The sequence below is a fragment of the Myroides sp. C6-3 genome (assembly GCF_050522425.1).
GTDB lineage: Bacteria > Bacteroidota > Bacteroidia > Flavobacteriales > Flavobacteriaceae > Flavobacterium.
Map to the genome: position 1 here is coordinate 74,461 of NZ_JBMVQP010000004.1, position 16,994 is coordinate 91,454.

Here is a 16,994-nt window from a genome sequence, read left to right on the forward strand (position 1 = left end):
AAAAAATATACTAAGGTATATTTAAAAACTATTCTATATTTGTAGAACAGCATCTACATCAATAGATATGAAATATGTTTATTTTAGTTTTTTGCTGATTCTTTTACAAAGTTGTACGGTCAACCAAACGATCAATGGAGAATGTGTTGGTCGATGGGTATACAAAACTAAGATAGACAACAACAAAGATGTTGTAAGAGGGCGCTATGACAAAAAGGGATGGCAGAAGGGAACCTGGCGGTATCGGTACAATGGAAAACTATATAAGAAACAACAGTTTAAGAATTCTATTGCGTATACCACCTACTACCATCCCAATGGCAAGGTAGCAGAACGAGGGCAAACAAAACTAGTAACGACCAATTGGGGTTTGCATTACTACTATTTTGGAACTTGGTTTATATACAACAGCCAAGAAATATTAACGCATGTCAAACATTATGACGAAGGACAATTAAAATACGAAACAATAGTACGACCATGATAAAATTACCGCAAACAGAAGAACAACTAATGGAATACATTTGGGATCTAAACGAAGCTTTCGCCAAAAATCTTCTTGAAAAATACCCTGATCCCAAACCGGCGCAAACTACGTTAGCAACCTTGTTAAAACGGTTAACGGAAAAAGGGTTTATCACCTATAAAACCTATGGTAATTCAAGAGCTTATCTGCCTTTAATCAAAAAAGAAGACTATTTTGAGACCCACTTGAATACGATGGTAGAGCAACACTTCAATAATTCTGCTTTCTCTTTTGCTTCTTTCTTTACCAAGAAAAGCAACATGAATAAAAAAGAACTAGAAGCTTTGAAAAAAATTGTAGAAGACCAACTAAAAAAATAACACTATGCTACTATACCTCATCCAAACCACTCTCTTATTGCTATTGACCTTGGGTATATACAAACTGTTCTTAGAACCGATTAAAATACATGCGTTTAAACGATACTACTTGTTAAGTGCTCTAGTACTAGCCTTTAGTTTACCGTTAGTAAAAATTCCTTCAACTGGAGCTTTTACTGTAGCAAATACCAAATTACAGGAACTAAACGAAGTTATAATTACCCCTGTAGCAACAGAAAATGAACCTACAACACTAGCATCTTGGACAGGAAGTGATGTACTCCTTCTTGTTTATTTTTTAGGTGTTAGTCTATTTCTCATTCGCTTTCTACTATCACTTCGTTCCTTTCACCACTTAGACAAGCAGGGAAGTATTGTCTATAATCGAGGGCAAAAATTTGTACTTGTCGGTCATTTAGATGCAGCTTTCACCTTTAGAAAGACGATTTATTTACCGCTTCACATTCCCATCGATTGGAACAACAAGATTCTCTTACACGAGTATAATCACGTGAAGCAGAACCACAGTGCCGATATTTTATTTATCGAACTACTCAAAATTGTATGTTGGTTTCAACCGCTTTTGTACTGGTATCAACAACATATCGCTTTAAATCACGAATTTTTGGCTGATGATGCGCTGAACAGTACGAAAGAAGAAACACAAGCCTACTTACAATTATTATTGAAGCAAACATTTCAACAAAATGAGCTTCCACTCAGTAGTTCGTTCAACTTTAACCTAACCAAAAAACGTTTTACTATGTTAACTAAAACCAACAATCCCCTGCAAAATACCTTAGCTATTTTGGGGACAACTACACTGTTATTGCTTCTAGGAGCGACGACTGTTTTTGCACAATCGACAGTAAAAGAAACTGAGACAGTTGCACCTGCCACCCCCACGAACGACCCAGACGAGGTTTATATATCAGTGAGTGAACCAGCGAATTATCCTGGTGGGATGCAAGCGTTTAATCAATCTTTTATTTCCAATTTTAGAACACCTGAATTTGAAGGAACCTCTATCCGTGTAATTATCATGTTTATCGTGGAAAAAGACGGTAGTTTGAGCGACATAAAAGTGGTTAAAGATCCTGGTTATGGTGTAGGTGAAGCTGCTATAGCTGCTATAACGCAAATGGACAAATGGATTCCTGCCAAAGAAAAGGGGCAAGTTGTACGCAGTCAATTTGCACTTCCTATCACCATTCAAGGAACTCCAACAAACAAAAAGGCATAAAAATGAGATCTATTTTACATCTTGGGTTACTAGGATTATTGCTTCTAGCTGGACAAGCCCAAGCACAATCGAAAGATAGTCCTTTACAAGAGTACGGGGACTTCCTCGAAATTTTATTCTACGAATCAACCCCTTACATCAAGATCAAGGAAGTTGATCCAACGAGGTCTCACGCGATGGCCGTAAATGGGCAATCGTCTTTTTGGGAATTTATTACGACCAATTATATTGCACGGTTGGACTATGATGCTTTACAACAAATCAAAGACACCACAGTTGTAGAAAAGCAAGTAATGCATCACATTGAACAAGACACGACTTTTAACCATCTTATCAGCACCTACCAAGCTAAGGTAATTGACCAGACACAACCCAAAGACACCGTTACGATAGACAACGTACTCAATGTAGCGGTTAAATTTTTTAATATCACGGGAATTAATACGCAAGGACACTATACTGGTAGAATATGTGTAGGTATACATGCCCTACCCAAAACAGAGAAAAAGCGATCTCCCTATTTAGAAGCCTTTGCTTTTGATGCGATTATCAATCATCTAAATAGTGAAACCTATACGTTTTACGACGATTATAGGGAGAGTGTATACAATGTGTATAAGCTCAATTTAGGGACAAATGAGGAAGAACAGCTACTACGCACCCAAGGTGCTATATTCATTCAGATGTTTCAATCCCCTCAACTCAAACAACTCCTTTTAGATGAGTATGAGCGCAAGAAAGACATTCTTCCCTTTATACTCAAAGCCAAAACTTCCTAAAACGACAAAAGAGCGATTGAATCGCTCTTTTGTCGTTTTATCGTTCTTCAGTTTACAAGTCTCCCTGCACTAAACTCTCTCTCACTTTTTTTGTTAAACTCGCATAAACCAATTCATACGAGTGATCAATCAATTCTTTCAGCAAGCTCCACTGAACAGAACCGCCTAATTGCACGCTATTCCAATGTTTTTTACTCATGTGATAACCTGGAGTAATCTCCGTGTAATCTGCTCGTAATTCTTCTGCTTTTTCAGGATTGCATTTTAAATTGACAAAACAATTTCCCTGCTCCCATTTTGTTAAGTTGAGTAGTAAATAAATCTTCCCACCTACTTTAAAGGTCAGTGTTTCCTCATCAAAAGGAAAATCTTCTGTCGTTCCTATTTTATTGAGACAATAATCGTAAATCACCTGTACATCCATCGCGTAAGAGGTTAGAAAATTTGATACAAAATTGGTTTACTCGGTGCGGCATCGTTGACAAAAGAGGCAATTTGTATATTTAAGATATAAAAATCGTCTTTTACCGTTGTCGGTACATAAATCATCTCGGTAATTGTCGCATCGAACTGAGCATCAGCATTGACTTGATCCACCTCCTCTACCTTCCAAAACGCTTTATGAGCCAAGAGTTTACCTTCGTCTTTCTCTTTATCCACACTCGGTAAATCGATCAACAAATGTTTAATTCCTTGTTCGCGCAAAAAAGTAGCAGCATCAGCGGCTAAATAAGGTGGATTTGTATTCGAGTATTTGCGGTGTTTCTTTGTAGCTTCATTCGGTAAAGTGCGAATTACAATTGCTGTTTGTCCTTTCGCTTGCCACAGCTGACTCACTTGCTCTAGGGTAATTACGGCATTATCTTTGTCCATTTCTTCCGGTTGAATGGTAATAAGCTGTGCCAAAAAAACAAACGTTTTCAAGGTATTGTTAATACTGTAAAAGTCGCGCGTAATATGCCCCAAACACTCCGTATGTGTACCGTGTCCATGCGGATTAAAGGCTATGTTATTGAAGTTAGTAGACGATTGTCCTTCACTTACTTTACCAATCCAATCCCCCATACGTACGGGTTCAATAATCGGTTTATCCAGATACCACGCAATGGGATTTTCGTCCGTATTCGACAAGGGAATTGAAATATCAATGGGTTGGGAAAAATCAACCGTATAGTTATAATCCGAGATAGAGAGGGTTGCTTTCACTGTTTTAGTTCAAATCTAACCAAAATAAATCAGATGCAATACCGTCACTTAAAAATTTTCCTTTGGTTGTTATGGTCAATACCCCTGCTTCCTCTTGCATCAATCCATCCGCAATAAAAGAAGCCGATTCTCGTACTAGATACGCGTGGAATGTCGAGCCGAATTCACATGCAATGCGCGCTAAGTCAACCCCCCAAATGGTGCGTAAACCCGTCATCACGTATTCATTGTAACGATCTGCAACAGATAACTCTTCGACTTCAGACGGCAACTCACCCGCCTCGATCGCCTTGATATACAGAGAGTTATTAGAGATATTCCAACTGCGATACTTACCGTCAAAACTGTGAGCGGAAGGACCAATGCCTAAGTATTTTTTACCGAGCCAATAGGCTGAGTTATTTTTAGAATAATAACCTGGTTTGGCAAAATTCGACAATTCATAATGGATATAACCCTTTTGTTTGAGCTTATCGATTAACAGCATAAAATGAGCGTGCGCAACCTCTTCTTTTGGACTGGGAATAACCCCTTTTTGAATGAGTTTATTCAGTGCCGTGCGTTCCTCAACCGTCAAGGCATAGCAAGAAATATGTGGTATTCCGAGATCTAAAACCCGTTGAATATTTTCAAGCCAACGTTCATTGGAAAGGTTGGGAATACCATAGATCAAATCAACGGAGATATTGTCAAAGTATTGGACCACTTCTTGCAAACAGGTACTAGCTTCTTCAGCGTTATGGGCGCGATTCATCATTTTCAAATCTTCTTCACCAAACGACTGAATTCCAATACTCAACCGATTGACTTTGGATTGCGCTAATCGCAAAATTGTAGCGGAATCTAAATCGTCAGGATTGGCTTCTAGGGTAATTTCAGGCTGATCAACAACCGTGTAATTTTGGTATACTACTTCGATCAACGCATTGATTTCCTCCATGGTAAGGATACTAGGTGTACCACCTCCAAAGTAAATCGTTTCGATTTCTTCCCCATTGAGTTCCTGTTTTCTCAAAAAGAGTTCCTGCTTTAGTGCAGCTAGTAGCTCCTGCTTTTTCTTCAGCGAAGTAGAAAAGTGAAAATCACAATAATGACAAGCTTGTTTGCAAAACGGAATGTGAATATAAATACCAGCCATTATTTCTTTACTCGATCTTGATTTTGTTTAACAAAAGCATCCCATCCACTATAAGACTTCCCTACGACTGTTTTCCCAGAATTGAAAAAGTGACATACAGCTGCGGCTAATCCGTCTGTACTATCTAAATTTTTAGGTAATTCTTTTAAGCCTAAAAGTTGTTGTAACATTTTTGCCACTTGTTCTTTACTGGCGTTTCCATTGCCTGTAATAGCCATTTTTATCTTTTTAGGCTCATATTCAGTAATGGGAATTCCCCTTGAAAGTCCTGCAGCCATAGCTACCCCTTGTGCACGTCCCAATTTTAGCATGGACTGTACATTCTTGCCAAAGAAAGGAGCTTCAATTGCAATCTCATCCGGGCAATGTGTTTCTATCAGCTCGATGGTACGCTCAAAAATTCGACGCAATTTAGTATAGTGATCGTCATATTTATTCAATTGCAATTCGTTGAGCTGAATAAATTCCATCTTCTTATTAACCACGCGAATGAGTCCAAATCCCATAATCGTCGTCCCTGGATCAATACCTAATATAATTCTATCTATTGTCAAATGCTTAATTTTTGTTCTTGTAATCACCTAGACACGAAAAAAAGGATTTACTTTGTGCTGATGAAAATTCTATCCAACAAAACTAAGCAATTCCTTGTACTTCTACTGAAGATAATTGTTGTATGTAGTGCTTTTTATTATATCTATAACAAGCTATCAAGTGACAAGACCTTGGATTCTACCTTGCTGCAAGAAGTTTTGCTCCATCCACAACATAGATGGGCTTTGCTTGCTTTGCTTTTGTTGACTTTTTCCAATCGATTTATTGAAATCTTAAAATGGAAAAATTTGTCGTCCTTGATACAACCTGTTTCCATTGGACAAGCGACTAAACAGGTTTTAAGTGCGTTAACGTTGGGAATTTTCACGCCCAATGGCATTGGTGAATATGCGGGTAAGGCACTTTATTTTCCAAAAAAAGACGCGGGAAGAGTCATCTTTCTCAATATGGTATGCAATGGAGTACAGGTAATTTACGCTATTGTATTTGGGTTGTTAGGTCTAACCCTGCTCAACTATACACACGCCTTTATTCCACCTTATTACCTATGGATACTCTATGGCATTGCCACGCTACTTCTACTTTTGATTTTCTCTTTGCGTCATTTGACCATTAAAGGTTATTCTATTCATACCGTTCTTGAGCTGCTAAGGGAAATTCCCAAAAAAACCCATCGCAAAAATTTATTTTTAGCTTTGTTGCGCTATGCTTCTTTCACCCACCAATATGTTATTTTGTACTATTTGTTTGGTGTAAATATTCCGTATTTTGAATTGCTATGTGCTGTTTCCGCCATCTATCTTTTAGCGTCTTCACTGCCTAATTTTCAATTTTTGGAATTCGCAGTCAAAGGCAGTATAGCCCTTTTTATCTTTACTGCTTTAGATGTCAACCAATGGGTGGTTGCCTTAGTTGCTACGCTAATCTGGTTATTGAATATCGTATTGCCTATTTCAATTGGCAGCTATTTTGTACTGACGTTTAAGTTAAAGAAATAATCACTGCTTGTGTAAAACCAAAGGCAGCACAAACTGACTGGTTACAGGAACGCCTCTTTTGATTGCAGGAGAAAGATGGGGCAAGTTTTTGCTCTTTTCTTGTAACAGACTATCGACACTTTTTAGCTGTTGTTTGAGGCTGTCATTCAATTGATACAGCGCCAACGATACTTGGGCATTGGATTGAATCGTCACCAATACTTTTAGGGTATCAATCTGTGCAAATGCGCCCTTTAGGGTATCTACCTGAAGTTTTGCTTCTAATTCAGCAGTAATATAGTTAAAGAAACAATCTTTTCGCGTTTCATCATCAAAAATCGAATCACAGCTAGCTACACTGGGATAAGTGTCCACTTTAGTCCAATCGATTTTATTTAATTCTTCCTCCAATAATTGCTGCTCATCAGGAAGTTTATTAGACATCCACTGACAAGAGGTAATTAAAAAGGGAAAAAAGAAAACGATCCAACTGAGTTTCATCAAACAATATTGTTGTAAATTTAGTTAATCAAAAATACGAAAAAAAAAGAGATGGACTATTTCTTATTGCTATTAAGCATTTTACTACTTGTTATGGGCCTTATTGGCAGTATACTACCTGCTTTACCTGGGTTACCTCTGAGTTGGCTTGGGATTTTGTGCTTGTATTTTGTCGATGGTATAACGATGAGCAGCTATTCCCTTTGGGGAAGTTTAGTGGTTACCCTAGTCATTTCAGTGTTAGATTACGTAATCCCTGCACAAGGAACTAAGCGATTCGGCGGCAGTAAATATGGGGTATGGGGAACTAATATCGGATTGATCCTAGGGATTATTGCTCCTATTCCATTAGGGTTTATAATAGGCCCTTTTCTCGGGGCTTTGATTGGTGAGTTAATCTTTGACAGTCGCAATATTTCTCGTGCCTTAAAAGCGGCCATCGGTTCTTTTATCGGATTCCTCGCGTCTACCTTTCTCAAGGTAGTCTTTGCCGTTGTTTTTCTGATTTGGGGAATTGTACTAATTGTTGAGAAGTTTTCTTCTCAAGCGTTACTGTGGTCGACCAATTAGCGGTTTATTGACAAAGGTTATGGCAATACCCAATAAAATAATACATCCTCCTACAACCATTTGTAGGGAGATTGCTTCATCTAAGAAGTACCAAGCGAGTAAGGCTGCGAATAGCGCTTGACTGAGCAAGCTCAAGGAAACACGGGTAGCTCTCATCTGTTGCGTTGCATAGCTAATGAGCAACCACGCGAGTAGTTGGCATACCACGCCTTGAATCAGTAGCGTCATCCAGCCTTCCATTGAAAACCCAGTAAAAGCAGAACCCGTAATCCCGTTTAAAATCGCGAGAAAAATTGTCGATACCGAAATACTATAAGACATAAAAGGCACAACACCTACTTGTCCCAATACCCTTTTACTCAACAAAATATAAGTTGCATAGAGCATTCCCGAAAGAATACTAAACACGAAAGGAATATCAAAAGACAGGTTCACAAAAACCTCAATTCCAACAAGGGTAACCATACCAATAAGTGCAAATAGGGTGCCTATCCAAAAATTAACGGATGGTTTAATTTGCAGGAAAAAATAGCTTCCAATTCCCACCCATACCGGCGCTAGATTTCCCAACAAAGTTGCTTGCGTAGCGGTGGAACCTTGAATAGCAATATTCCACACCCCAATATCCAAACCGAAGCAGATTCCACACAACACCATTAACGTTGTTGTTTTTCGATCGTATACTTTGATCTGTTTGGTAAAAAAAGCATAAGGAACAATAAACAAAGCCGCGATAGCCATGCGGTAAAACGCCGAAATTAACCCTGGTACAAGGGCCATTTTGACCAACACTGGAAAAATAGAAATACACAAAATACCAATAAACAGTGCTATTCTAGGTTTAGATCCCATCTTTTTATGCTTTTTAGTTTGGCTGCAAAATACGGTAGTTTTTCTGTGTTTCTGTCCTTTTTCTCTTAGTTTTTTACTTTTAATCGCAAGCAACAAAAAAAGCCTCGCCGCAAAGGGCAAGGCTTTCTATTATTGTATACTAGTTCTTCTTATTGAACGGGATTCACTGTTAATTGATCCATCGTAAAATAAAGAGCTGTATTAGCATATCCAGCATCATTCTTATCTGTTGTCTCAAGGAAGAACAACAAGTGCTTCACTTCACCTAATGAAGATAAGTCTACCTTGTTCCAATCTTTACTAATAGCGTTAACTCCATTTCTAAAGTCAACAAAATAGTGCGTTACAGGCTCAGCAGAAGTTAATTTCATGTCTGCATCAACTCCATATACCTTCAGTGCAAAGTAATCTCCTGTTTCGAATTTTGTAGCGAAGTCATCCCCTTCTGTAATACCGTAGTAAGCCCAAGGACTCATAGCTACTTGTGTACTGATTGCTTGATAAGTAGCTTCATCATCTAACGTCACAACAGCGCTATAATCTTCAACATTAACCGTTGCTCCTTGCTGTAATCCTGCTGGTGCTTGATCTGCATAAGCCACTAAGTAATGTCCTTCATTTCCTTCCACATTACCTTTTGCCATTGTTCCCCATTGGTTTTTCTCCCATCCACCTTCTGCATCCACGTGATTTGCATCATCCGTACTGTTTGAAACCGTAAATCCTGACCAATAGCTTCCATCTGCTGAAGCCATGTGATTAAAGGTGTAAACATCCGATTCGAGCACTGCCTCTGCTGTAAATGTTTGATCCCAGATGAATCCTCCAGCTGTTTCAATTCCCTCTCCTAAATCAAATTCAGAAAGATCTAAAGTGATATAATCGTAATCTGCTGATTTCGAAACATCAACTAAATAACTATATAATTCCGTTTTGCTTTTATGCTCAATTTTCAATGAGATTTTGTGCTCACCCGGTGTTTTAAATGCGTGTTTTAAAACCGCTTCTTTTGAAATTACTTGTCTTGTCGTGTGATCAAACCAAGTATAAGCAGCGTCATTAATTGTAATTCCTGTATCAACTGTAATTTCTTCAAACGTCACAGCTGTTAACTTTCCTTTATCAACATTGATATTGTATACACTCTTATTGTCATCGCTAGAACAACTTGTTAGCGTAACTGCTGATAAACCAAGCCCTACCATTACTAAGGCGCTAAGACTAAATAATCTTTTTTTCATATTTATTTATTTTTAAGTGTTTTTATTTTTGTTCTTCCCCATGTAAATCAATCGCTCCTGCTACCTCTGTTGAGGTTTCTCCTAGCCATCCAGCTTCTTGATTTAATCCCGTATAGACTTTAATAAAGTCTACCCCCGGTAAATTTACTTTATTTCCCATTCGATCAACCGCCCAATCAATATCGATCTTGGACCCTTCTTGTCTATTCGGATAATTATCCGCATAGCCCCATTCAAATGCCTTTAATTGCCATCCCTTCTCTGTATCATCCTTTTTTATCGCGTTTGAAGGCAACAAAGTTCCTTTAAATGTCAAGGTTTCCTCCTGAATCCATTGGGGATAATAACTTTGGTTATGGAACGTATTTTTCTTTTTCCATCCCCTATTCCCTTTATTATCTGACCATTGAATATAATGTTCAATTTCTTCTTTACTTAAATCGCTTGCCTTAGTAGGTCTATAATACGTGATTTCATATCCTAAAATTGCCTTATCGTGTTCACTCCCAGCAATCTCAAACCATTCATCCTCATCTGGTTTTCCATTTTTATTCACATCGTAAGCGACAAGAATAACTCCCGGTTCTGCATTATTCGCAAACGCATTACCCAAAATCTGAAAATCGCGTTTACCCGGTACATTGGCAATGGTATGATCAAATCCAAATACGACATACCCTCCAAATCCACCTAAGGTAATAACCTCGTTATTTTGCAAAGCCCTTTCTGCCTTTACACGCATATGCTCGGCTGTATCACCTTCTTCATATACCGGCAATTTATTGACAAACTGCCCAAAAGCTGGTGCATATTCAAACACCTTACTAATCGTTGCTTTGTACTCTTTCGGATTCTCATCTCGAGCTTCACTATCATTCGAACAGCCCAGTGCCATTCCAATACAACTACTTGCAATTACTACTATTCCTAATCTTCTAATCATATTTTCTTTTGAGCGAATATACCTCCGCTTTTACTTTTTTACAAAAGCAAGATGAGCAGGAATATTACCCGTAATAGTCTTCCATTTTAATTCTCCAATTGGAGATAAACAGTAAATATAACCATTTCCAATGTAATCTTGCGCATCTGTTAAAAAAACTTCTTTTGTCTCCGGATTAACTGCAATTCCATAAGGCATGAACAGTTGCTGATCTGTGCCATCTGTAGCTATTGAATTGCGAATGACCTGTTTTGTTTTGGTATCTAAAACGCCAAACGATATCGAACTTTCCCTTGTATTCAATTGATAACTAGAAGTATAATAATACAATAAAGAATCATCTAAGGTCATATTTGCTACGGGTATATCGAGCTTTTGTTTGACCAGATCCGCGTTTGAGTCCAGTATATACAACGCAGGAAGGATCTCTTTGTAATCTCCTCTAGAACTGACATAAATATCACCTGAAGCATCTACCTGCATGCGATGCAAATTGGGTGCTACTTCTATTTTTTTTATTTCCGTAAAGGTGGTTAAATCCACGACAGAAACGGTAGTATCATAGTTGGGTTCGCGATATCCCCCTGAATTAGCGACGTAAAGTTTACGCTTATGCACAACTAATTCTTCAGGTTGATATCCGACATTTACTTTTCGAGTAACCGCAAGGGAAAGCGTATCAATTTCAGCTACAAAGCCAATTTCAGCATTGGGATTTGTTTCTATTTTTCCGGCAAAAGAACTCACGTACACATTGCCCTCATCAAACGTCAAATAGCGGCAATTGGGTAGGTGAATTTGCTTGATGTGCTTACCCGTTGCAACATCAAACACTTCTATAAAATTGGAGGCATTAATTGTCGCGTAGGCTTTGTTGCCATAAATCACAAGATCATTTCCAACATCTCCCAATTCTCGTGGGAGTGTAGGATTTCGTTCTGAGAAAATATCTCGCGTATAACTTCCCGTTTGATACTCAAAGTAATCAATTGTCGCGCGATTCATTCCCATGTTTCCTTCATTGAGGAGATAGAACCCCCTGTACTGCTCTAGGTCAACTGGAATTGAAACTACTGAGCTATCCGATACAAAAATCAGCTCATCTTTGCGACAACTACTTAAGAAGAGGCTCAGACTAAAAAGTAAAAAAACAACTATTCTCATGGTATTATATCGCTACGTTTACGGTTACTCTAAAATTACGCCCTGGCAGGGGGAAATTAGTCACAACTTCATAGTACTGATTGGCTAAATTATGCGCTTCTAAGCTCACCTTCATTTGCCATTTCGGTCCTTTTATCGTTCGCACCACCCCAACATCATGGGTGTACCAAGGTTGTAATTCATTGCGTTTATTGTTATTTTTATTTCCATTGTATCGCTTTCCTACATAGATAAAACTGTAAGTAAGACTCCAATCGCGATAGTCCAATCCGGCGATAGCCGATCCCGAATGCCAAGGAGCATAGGGAATTTGATCTCCATAGTAAGAGGGTTTTCCTGCGGGGGTAACAGTCCAATCTTTTGCCCTTGTATACTCATAGGTAAGTCCCGCACGAGCCCTTACTTCTGCCCAGAGCTGCCAAGTCGTTTTTACCTGACTTTCAATACCGTATTGCTCTACTTCTCCTAAATTGGACATCATCCAGCGCATCATGCTTGACGTAGGAGAAGCTATAATCTTATCACTCGTCTTTGCATAATATCCCTCTACAGCAACGTACACCTCTTTTACTTTGCTTGAGCGAATGGGTTGTTGATGAGACAAACCGATTGTCAGCTGTCGGTTATATTCCGGTTTCAGCTGTGCAGTTCCCAGTTGCGTATAGTACAGATCATTAAACGAAGGCAATCGATAGGTATGTTTATAAAAAGCATGCAGTTCCAATTGGTGCTCCTGCCAAGGATGATAACTTACAAAGACAGAAGGAGTAAATATGGTGCGATCTGGTGCTTGATAATTGTATCTCACCTTTTCTTTTGTAAACGTTCCCAATATAGCTGCTTGCGCTTTCAGTGGTCCGATAGTTACTCTCGTAGATAGTGCCGTATAAAAAGTATAGCGCTCTGGAAAAGAAAATAGGCTTTCTTGTCCTACTCGACTAGCGTTGAGTTTATTGTATTGTATATCCGTTGCCCAATCAACCATCCAATAAGGCTTAAGAGAGAGTGAATGAGCGGCAGACACATACCACTCTTGTTGCTCGTAGGTATTGTCAAATTGTGGGTTATATGTTACCTCATCACCGTCAAAATCAACTGTTTTTCTCGATTTATAATGCAGCTGATCGTAGGCAAACTTTCCTTTCAGCACAAACTGATAGTATGGGGATACCGTGCGTTTCCATTCGCCTTGAAGCATTACATTTTTATCGCCTTGTTGTTCGTTTTGCTTTTCTGTCTCTTCGGTTATATCACTCTTCTTGATGATAGCACTGGGTAACCCCCGTTGAGATTGATAGAAATAGGCCGTTGCTTGCCACGTATTTACCTCATCTTTTCCAAACCAATTGTTTTCGATTCGATAGGATTCAATACCACTATTTCTTCGATAATCTGTGAGATCATAAGCAACAGAGCCATCGATATTGTGGCGTTTTTGCCTGAATTTATAACGACCATTCGAATAGAGATAGGCTCCACTAATACGGGTACTAACCTGATCGTTTACCTTTACTTCTACCCCTGCTGAAGGATTGACCCATTGAATAGTCCCTAACGTGTAACTTACCTGTCCTTGTACTCGCTTTCCAGCTTCGAAAACAGGTTGTTTCGTTTGGATTGAGACCAGAGATGCTGAGGCAAATTCTTTAGCTGCTTGAAGTGTGCTACTGCGCTGTCCGTTGTACAGGTCAATTTGCTCGATATTATCTAGGGCAAACTTACCGAGATCAACGATTCCATTTTGAGCGTTTCCCAATTGAATTCCGTTATACAAAACCCCTACATGATGGGTTCCCATATGGCGAACATCAACTGTTTTCATGCCTCCCATACCGCCGTAATCCTTTACTTTTACACCGGCAAAATAACGCAATGCATCGGCGACGTTATATTGATTCAAGCGTTGCAGCGCTTCACCTGCTAAACGTTGAGGAGGAATAATATCTATTGCTTTATCTTTTTGAACGACAATTTCACTTAACGTCGTTATACTGTCTTGGGCGTGTTGGGCATAACTACTTGCTACACCAAAAAAAACCACAAAAACAATCCATAAAAAGTACTGTACCTGCATACGTGTAAATCACTTCAATACACCAACGCATAGCCACTATGCGGATTTGAAAAAGACAAAGCGCATGAGGAATAACGTTTACTGTTTTGGCATCGAAAACATGAAACAAAACCTAAAATGGCAGGTATTCTGACTTACTCTTAGCAAGGTCCTTCCCATAATACACAGTGGACAACTAAGCTTACTAAACGAATGAGCTTACAGCAGCGGGCCTGTTGGAGACTTACACTCCATTCCCTTTTGACATCTTCTTGTTACAGAAGAACCATTTTATTCGAAGCAAAGATAGGGAAAATGATACGCAGTTCGCTATGTACCGTACTGGATTAAAAACAAAAAAGCTCTCCTTGAATTTCAGGAAAGCTTTTCATTGGTCTAACTACTAAACCTTAGTGCTTACGCACTTAACAACACAACTAAGTTTTACACTCTATTAATTCAGTGATTATTAGAGGGCAAAAAAAGCCTCCCACGAAATGAGAGGCTTCTTTTTTACTGGCGGTCTGGACGGGACTCGAACCCGCGACCCCATGCGTGACAGGCATGTATTCTAACCAACTGAACTACCAAACCAGTATTAACCATAAAATCATTACAGCGACAAAGATAGACTTTTTTTAAAAACTACAAAGAAATTTATTCTTTTCTTTGTCTTTTTCGCTGACTCAAAATTGCTTTTGAGTTTTGCGGTCTGGACGGGACTCGAACCCGCGACCCCATGCGTGACAGGCATGTATTCTAACCAACTGAACTACCAAACCTTGTCTTTATTGCTGTAATGCGGTGCAAATATACGACCATTTTCTACACTTCCAAATCCTACGATAAAAAAAAATAAATTTTTTACAACCAAAACCAGAAGCCGTCTGAGTTTCAACACTATATCCTATTAAAAAAAAATGACTTTTTTTGCGTCTTTTTTGAATCCTTGTGCTTTTTAAAGGAATACTTCCTTTTATCTTTCTCCTAAAAAAAGCTTCTAGCCTCTATTTTTTACTCCTTTTTGATCCTTATACTCCCGTTTTCTCCCATTTTCTTTTTCTACAAATCAGGTTTTATATGCTCTTTTTGTTTTAAAACGAATCTTTTTTCTCGCTGCATTTTGCCATAGTGAACTTCTTTTCGTTCGAATACAGCCTTTTTTTCTTCTCTACACTTCCTTTTTTCCACTTCTTTTAGTGTAACTAGCGCTCTTTTCTTCTTCCTAAGCTTCAGAATAGAACAAAAAAAACAGCAGTACATGTACATATACTGCTGTTTTTTTTTTATTTTTTAATCTGATTTACACTTCTTACAAAGCGTCGTTGATTAAATCTTCATATGTTTTCTTAGGAGCTACTCCTACTTGACGACCTACAACTTCTCCATTTTTGAATACTAATACTGTAGGGATGTTGCGAATTCCATATTTTGAAGCGAATTCTTGGTTATTGTCTACGTCAACTTTTCCAACTACTGCTTTTCCTTCGAAATCTGTACTTAATTCAGATACAACTGGAGCTAACATTTTACATGGTCCACACCATACTGCCCAAAAATCTACTAAAACTGGTTTATCTGATTTTAATACTACTTCTTCAAATGTAGCGTCTGTTATTTCTAATGCCATGATAATATTTTTTTTACGTTATAAGACAAAACTACTAAAATTATTAAACTTACCTCATCCTTTTTAATCAATTTTATCTATTTGATAATATACAAAGCTAATCTTCTCTCATCTAGGTTTAAGGATCCTACGTTTGTATTCCCTCCTTTACTTATAGTTCTAAAAATATTGTACCTTTCTGCTAACAACCATATCAACTGACAAGTCGAATGAAAAAACACTTCTTTTTTGCAATCATTCTTTGCTCCTTTATAGTACAAGCACAAGATAGAGCATCTCAAAGACCGGCCTATAGATTAGAAATTGCCGCAGATGAACAGCACCAATATGGCATGGATATTCCAGCAAGTCCTTATTTTGTTGCTCCTAATACCCTGCAACTTTTTTGCAACGAAAAAGTGTGGGTTGAATGTGAAATAGAAGGCAACGCTATTCAAAGCATGAAAGTGGTGGAACAAAATAACCACCCCACGCGAACCATCGAAATAGAACTTACACAAGAGGCTAGTGATCGAACGCGTATTCAAACCATACTCGTGGTCAAAAACCCCTTTGATCAAAAATTGAAATATAAGGCTATGATGTTTACTCCCACTCATCAAGATTGGGCTAAAACTTCTATTCTTCCTGTTGAACCAAAATTACTAGGTTATGAAATGTGGCCACATGCTATTGTAACACTTGTATTGGATAATTGGAAACTGAAATAAATAGTAGCTTTTACTATTCACTATAAAAAATGGACAACAAATTGATTCCACTTATATCACAACTTTCCCATCATTTAGAGCTAACGCACAGCAATTGCACAAAAGACCTAGAATGCGAAGAATATTTTGGCTACAGCTGTCAACTTGCTAATTTTACTATTAAATATAGGAAGGCTAAAATTACGCCCAAAAAAACAGGACAGTTTGTAACTGTATGGCAAAGAAATGCGGTTGGTATAACAACTCCTTTTACAACGTTAGATCCTTTTGATTTTTACATTATACTGACAGAGGATGGCGATCAAACTGGTTTTTTTATTTTTCCTCGCGCTATACTAGGAGAAAGAGGTATCCTAACGACAGCCAAGAGAGAAGGAAAGCGCGGGTTTCGCGTATATCCCGATTGGGAGCTACCCACCAGTAAACAGGCTCTGCAAACCCAACAATGGCAAAGTCTATACTTTATTACTTGTACTGATTTTACTCCACAAGCTTTAGAAAAAGTGAGCAACATTATGCAATTGTATTCAAAGTCAAGCACAATAAAAAATCCTTGATTTACTAGTAAACCAAGGATTTTTATATT

At 38.3% G+C, this 16,994-nt stretch carries 19 protein-coding genes, 2 tRNA genes and 1 riboswitch; of the genes, 8 read left to right on the forward strand and 13 right to left on the reverse strand.

What is annotated here, in order from left to right; genetic code table 11:
- Positions 1-67: 67 nt before the first annotated feature.
- Genes ACPDG9_RS03000 through ACPDG9_RS03015 form a run of 4 tightly spaced genes read left to right on the forward strand, consistent with a single transcriptional unit; the run spans position 68 to position 2,868 of the window.
- Entirely contained in the window at positions 68-484 is a 417-nt protein-coding gene (locus tag ACPDG9_RS03000; protein ID WP_430526333.1) for a hypothetical protein, read from the forward strand.
- Complete coding sequence (locus ACPDG9_RS03005) at positions 481-846, forward strand: BlaI/MecI/CopY family transcriptional regulator (protein ID WP_430526334.1); 366 nt, start codon at positions 481-483, stop codon at positions 844-846. Before ACPDG9_RS03000 ends, ACPDG9_RS03005 begins: the two co-directional genes overlap by 4 nt.
- A gap of 4 nt (positions 847-850) precedes the next feature.
- Positions 851-2,089 carry a M56 family metallopeptidase gene (locus tag ACPDG9_RS03010; RefSeq protein WP_430526335.1) on the forward strand — a complete coding sequence of 413 codons (1,239 nt, stop codon included), beginning with the start codon at positions 851-853 and terminating at the stop codon, positions 2,087-2,089.
- Between the two features lie 2 nt (positions 2,090-2,091).
- Positions 2,092-2,868, forward strand: a complete 777-nt coding sequence (locus ACPDG9_RS03015; protein ID WP_430526336.1) for a hypothetical protein — start codon at positions 2,092-2,094, stop codon at positions 2,866-2,868.
- Between the two features lie 52 nt (positions 2,869-2,920).
- Here the strand turns inward: ACPDG9_RS03015 and ACPDG9_RS03020 are convergent, their stop codons facing one another.
- The 4 genes from ACPDG9_RS03020 to ruvC are packed head-to-tail and all read right to left on the reverse strand — an operon-like array spanning position 2,921 to position 5,766.
- Positions 2,921-3,292, reverse strand: coding sequence for an MmcQ/YjbR family DNA-binding protein (locus tag ACPDG9_RS03020; RefSeq protein WP_430526337.1), 372 nt, complete (start codon positions 3,290-3,292; stop codon positions 2,921-2,923).
- Between the two features lie 11 nt (positions 3,293-3,303).
- Complete coding sequence (locus tag ACPDG9_RS03025) at positions 3,304-4,074, reverse strand: cyclase family protein (protein WP_430526338.1); 771 nt, start codon at positions 4,072-4,074, stop codon at positions 3,304-3,306.
- A gap of 4 nt (positions 4,075-4,078) precedes the next feature.
- The gene (hemW, locus tag ACPDG9_RS03030) at positions 4,079-5,212 is read right to left on the reverse strand and encodes a radical SAM family heme chaperone HemW (RefSeq protein WP_430526339.1); all 1,134 of its coding nucleotides are present in this window, start codon (positions 5,210-5,212) and stop codon (positions 4,079-4,081) included.
- Positions 5,212-5,766, reverse strand: a complete 555-nt coding sequence (gene ruvC, locus ACPDG9_RS03035) for a crossover junction endodeoxyribonuclease RuvC (RefSeq protein WP_286440707.1) — start codon at positions 5,764-5,766, stop codon at positions 5,212-5,214. Before ruvC ends, hemW begins: the two co-directional genes overlap by 1 nt.
- 60 nt (positions 5,767-5,826) lie before the next feature.
- On the opposite strand from ruvC, the gene ACPDG9_RS03040 reads away from it, so the two are divergent.
- Positions 5,827-6,765: a hypothetical protein gene (locus ACPDG9_RS03040; RefSeq protein ID WP_430526340.1), complete on the forward strand. Its 939-nt coding sequence runs from the start codon at positions 5,827-5,829 to the stop codon at positions 6,763-6,765.
- Here ACPDG9_RS03040 and ACPDG9_RS03045 read toward each other — a convergent pair whose 3' ends face one another.
- Positions 6,766-7,245: a hypothetical protein gene (locus ACPDG9_RS03045; RefSeq protein ID WP_430526341.1), complete on the reverse strand. Its 480-nt coding sequence runs from the start codon at positions 7,243-7,245 to the stop codon at positions 6,766-6,768. It abuts the gene before it with no gap.
- Between the two features lie 51 nt (positions 7,246-7,296).
- Between ACPDG9_RS03045 and ACPDG9_RS03050 the strand changes: the two genes are divergently transcribed.
- A complete protein-coding gene (locus ACPDG9_RS03050) occupies positions 7,297-7,815 on the forward strand; it encodes a DUF456 domain-containing protein (RefSeq protein ID WP_430526342.1) in 519 nt (172 codons plus the stop codon).
- On the opposite strand, the gene ACPDG9_RS03055 is transcribed toward ACPDG9_RS03050, so the two are convergent.
- From ACPDG9_RS03055 to trxA, 8 genes are all read right to left on the reverse strand, one after another.
- Positions 7,795-8,667 carry a DMT family transporter gene (locus tag ACPDG9_RS03055; protein ID WP_430526343.1) on the reverse strand — a complete coding sequence of 291 codons (873 nt, stop codon included), beginning with the start codon at positions 8,665-8,667 and terminating at the stop codon, positions 7,795-7,797. The genes ACPDG9_RS03050 and ACPDG9_RS03055 overlap by 21 nt on opposite strands.
- Before the next feature lie 149 nt (positions 8,668-8,816).
- Positions 8,817-9,908: a DUF4465 domain-containing protein gene (locus tag ACPDG9_RS03060; RefSeq protein ID WP_430526344.1), complete on the reverse strand. Its 1,092-nt coding sequence runs from the start codon at positions 9,906-9,908 to the stop codon at positions 8,817-8,819.
- Positions 9,909-9,930: 22 nt separating this feature from the next.
- Positions 9,931-10,851, reverse strand: a complete 921-nt coding sequence (locus ACPDG9_RS03065; RefSeq protein WP_430526345.1) for a PKD domain-containing protein — start codon at positions 10,849-10,851, stop codon at positions 9,931-9,933.
- A 30-nt stretch (positions 10,852-10,881) separates the two neighbouring features.
- Positions 10,882-12,015, reverse strand: a complete 1,134-nt coding sequence (locus ACPDG9_RS03070) for a YncE family protein (RefSeq protein ID WP_430526346.1) — start codon at positions 12,013-12,015, stop codon at positions 10,882-10,884.
- A gap of 4 nt (positions 12,016-12,019) precedes the next feature.
- Entirely contained in the window at positions 12,020-14,089 is a 2,070-nt protein-coding gene (locus ACPDG9_RS03075) for a TonB-dependent receptor (RefSeq protein ID WP_430526347.1), read from the reverse strand.
- A 102-nt stretch (positions 14,090-14,191) separates the two neighbouring features.
- Positions 14,192-14,374, reverse strand: a riboswitch (cobalamin riboswitch).
- A gap of 211 nt (positions 14,375-14,585) precedes the next feature.
- Positions 14,586-14,662: transfer RNA gene (locus tag ACPDG9_RS03080), tRNA-Asp, on the reverse strand.
- A gap of 114 nt (positions 14,663-14,776) precedes the next feature.
- Positions 14,777-14,850: transfer RNA gene (locus tag ACPDG9_RS03085), tRNA-Asp, on the reverse strand.
- A gap of 530 nt (positions 14,851-15,380) precedes the next feature.
- The gene (gene trxA / locus ACPDG9_RS03090; RefSeq protein ID WP_182648049.1) at positions 15,381-15,698 is read right to left on the reverse strand and encodes a thioredoxin; all 318 of its coding nucleotides are present in this window, start codon (positions 15,696-15,698) and stop codon (positions 15,381-15,383) included.
- A 209-nt stretch (positions 15,699-15,907) separates the two neighbouring features.
- On the opposite strand from trxA, the gene ACPDG9_RS03095 reads away from it, so the two are divergent.
- A complete protein-coding gene (locus tag ACPDG9_RS03095) occupies positions 15,908-16,408 on the forward strand; it encodes a hypothetical protein (protein WP_430526348.1) in 501 nt (166 codons plus the stop codon).
- 29 nt (positions 16,409-16,437) lie between these two features.
- A complete protein-coding gene (locus ACPDG9_RS03100) occupies positions 16,438-16,965 on the forward strand; it encodes a MepB family protein (protein ID WP_430526349.1) in 528 nt (175 codons plus the stop codon).
- Positions 16,966-16,994: the final 29 nt, after the last annotated feature.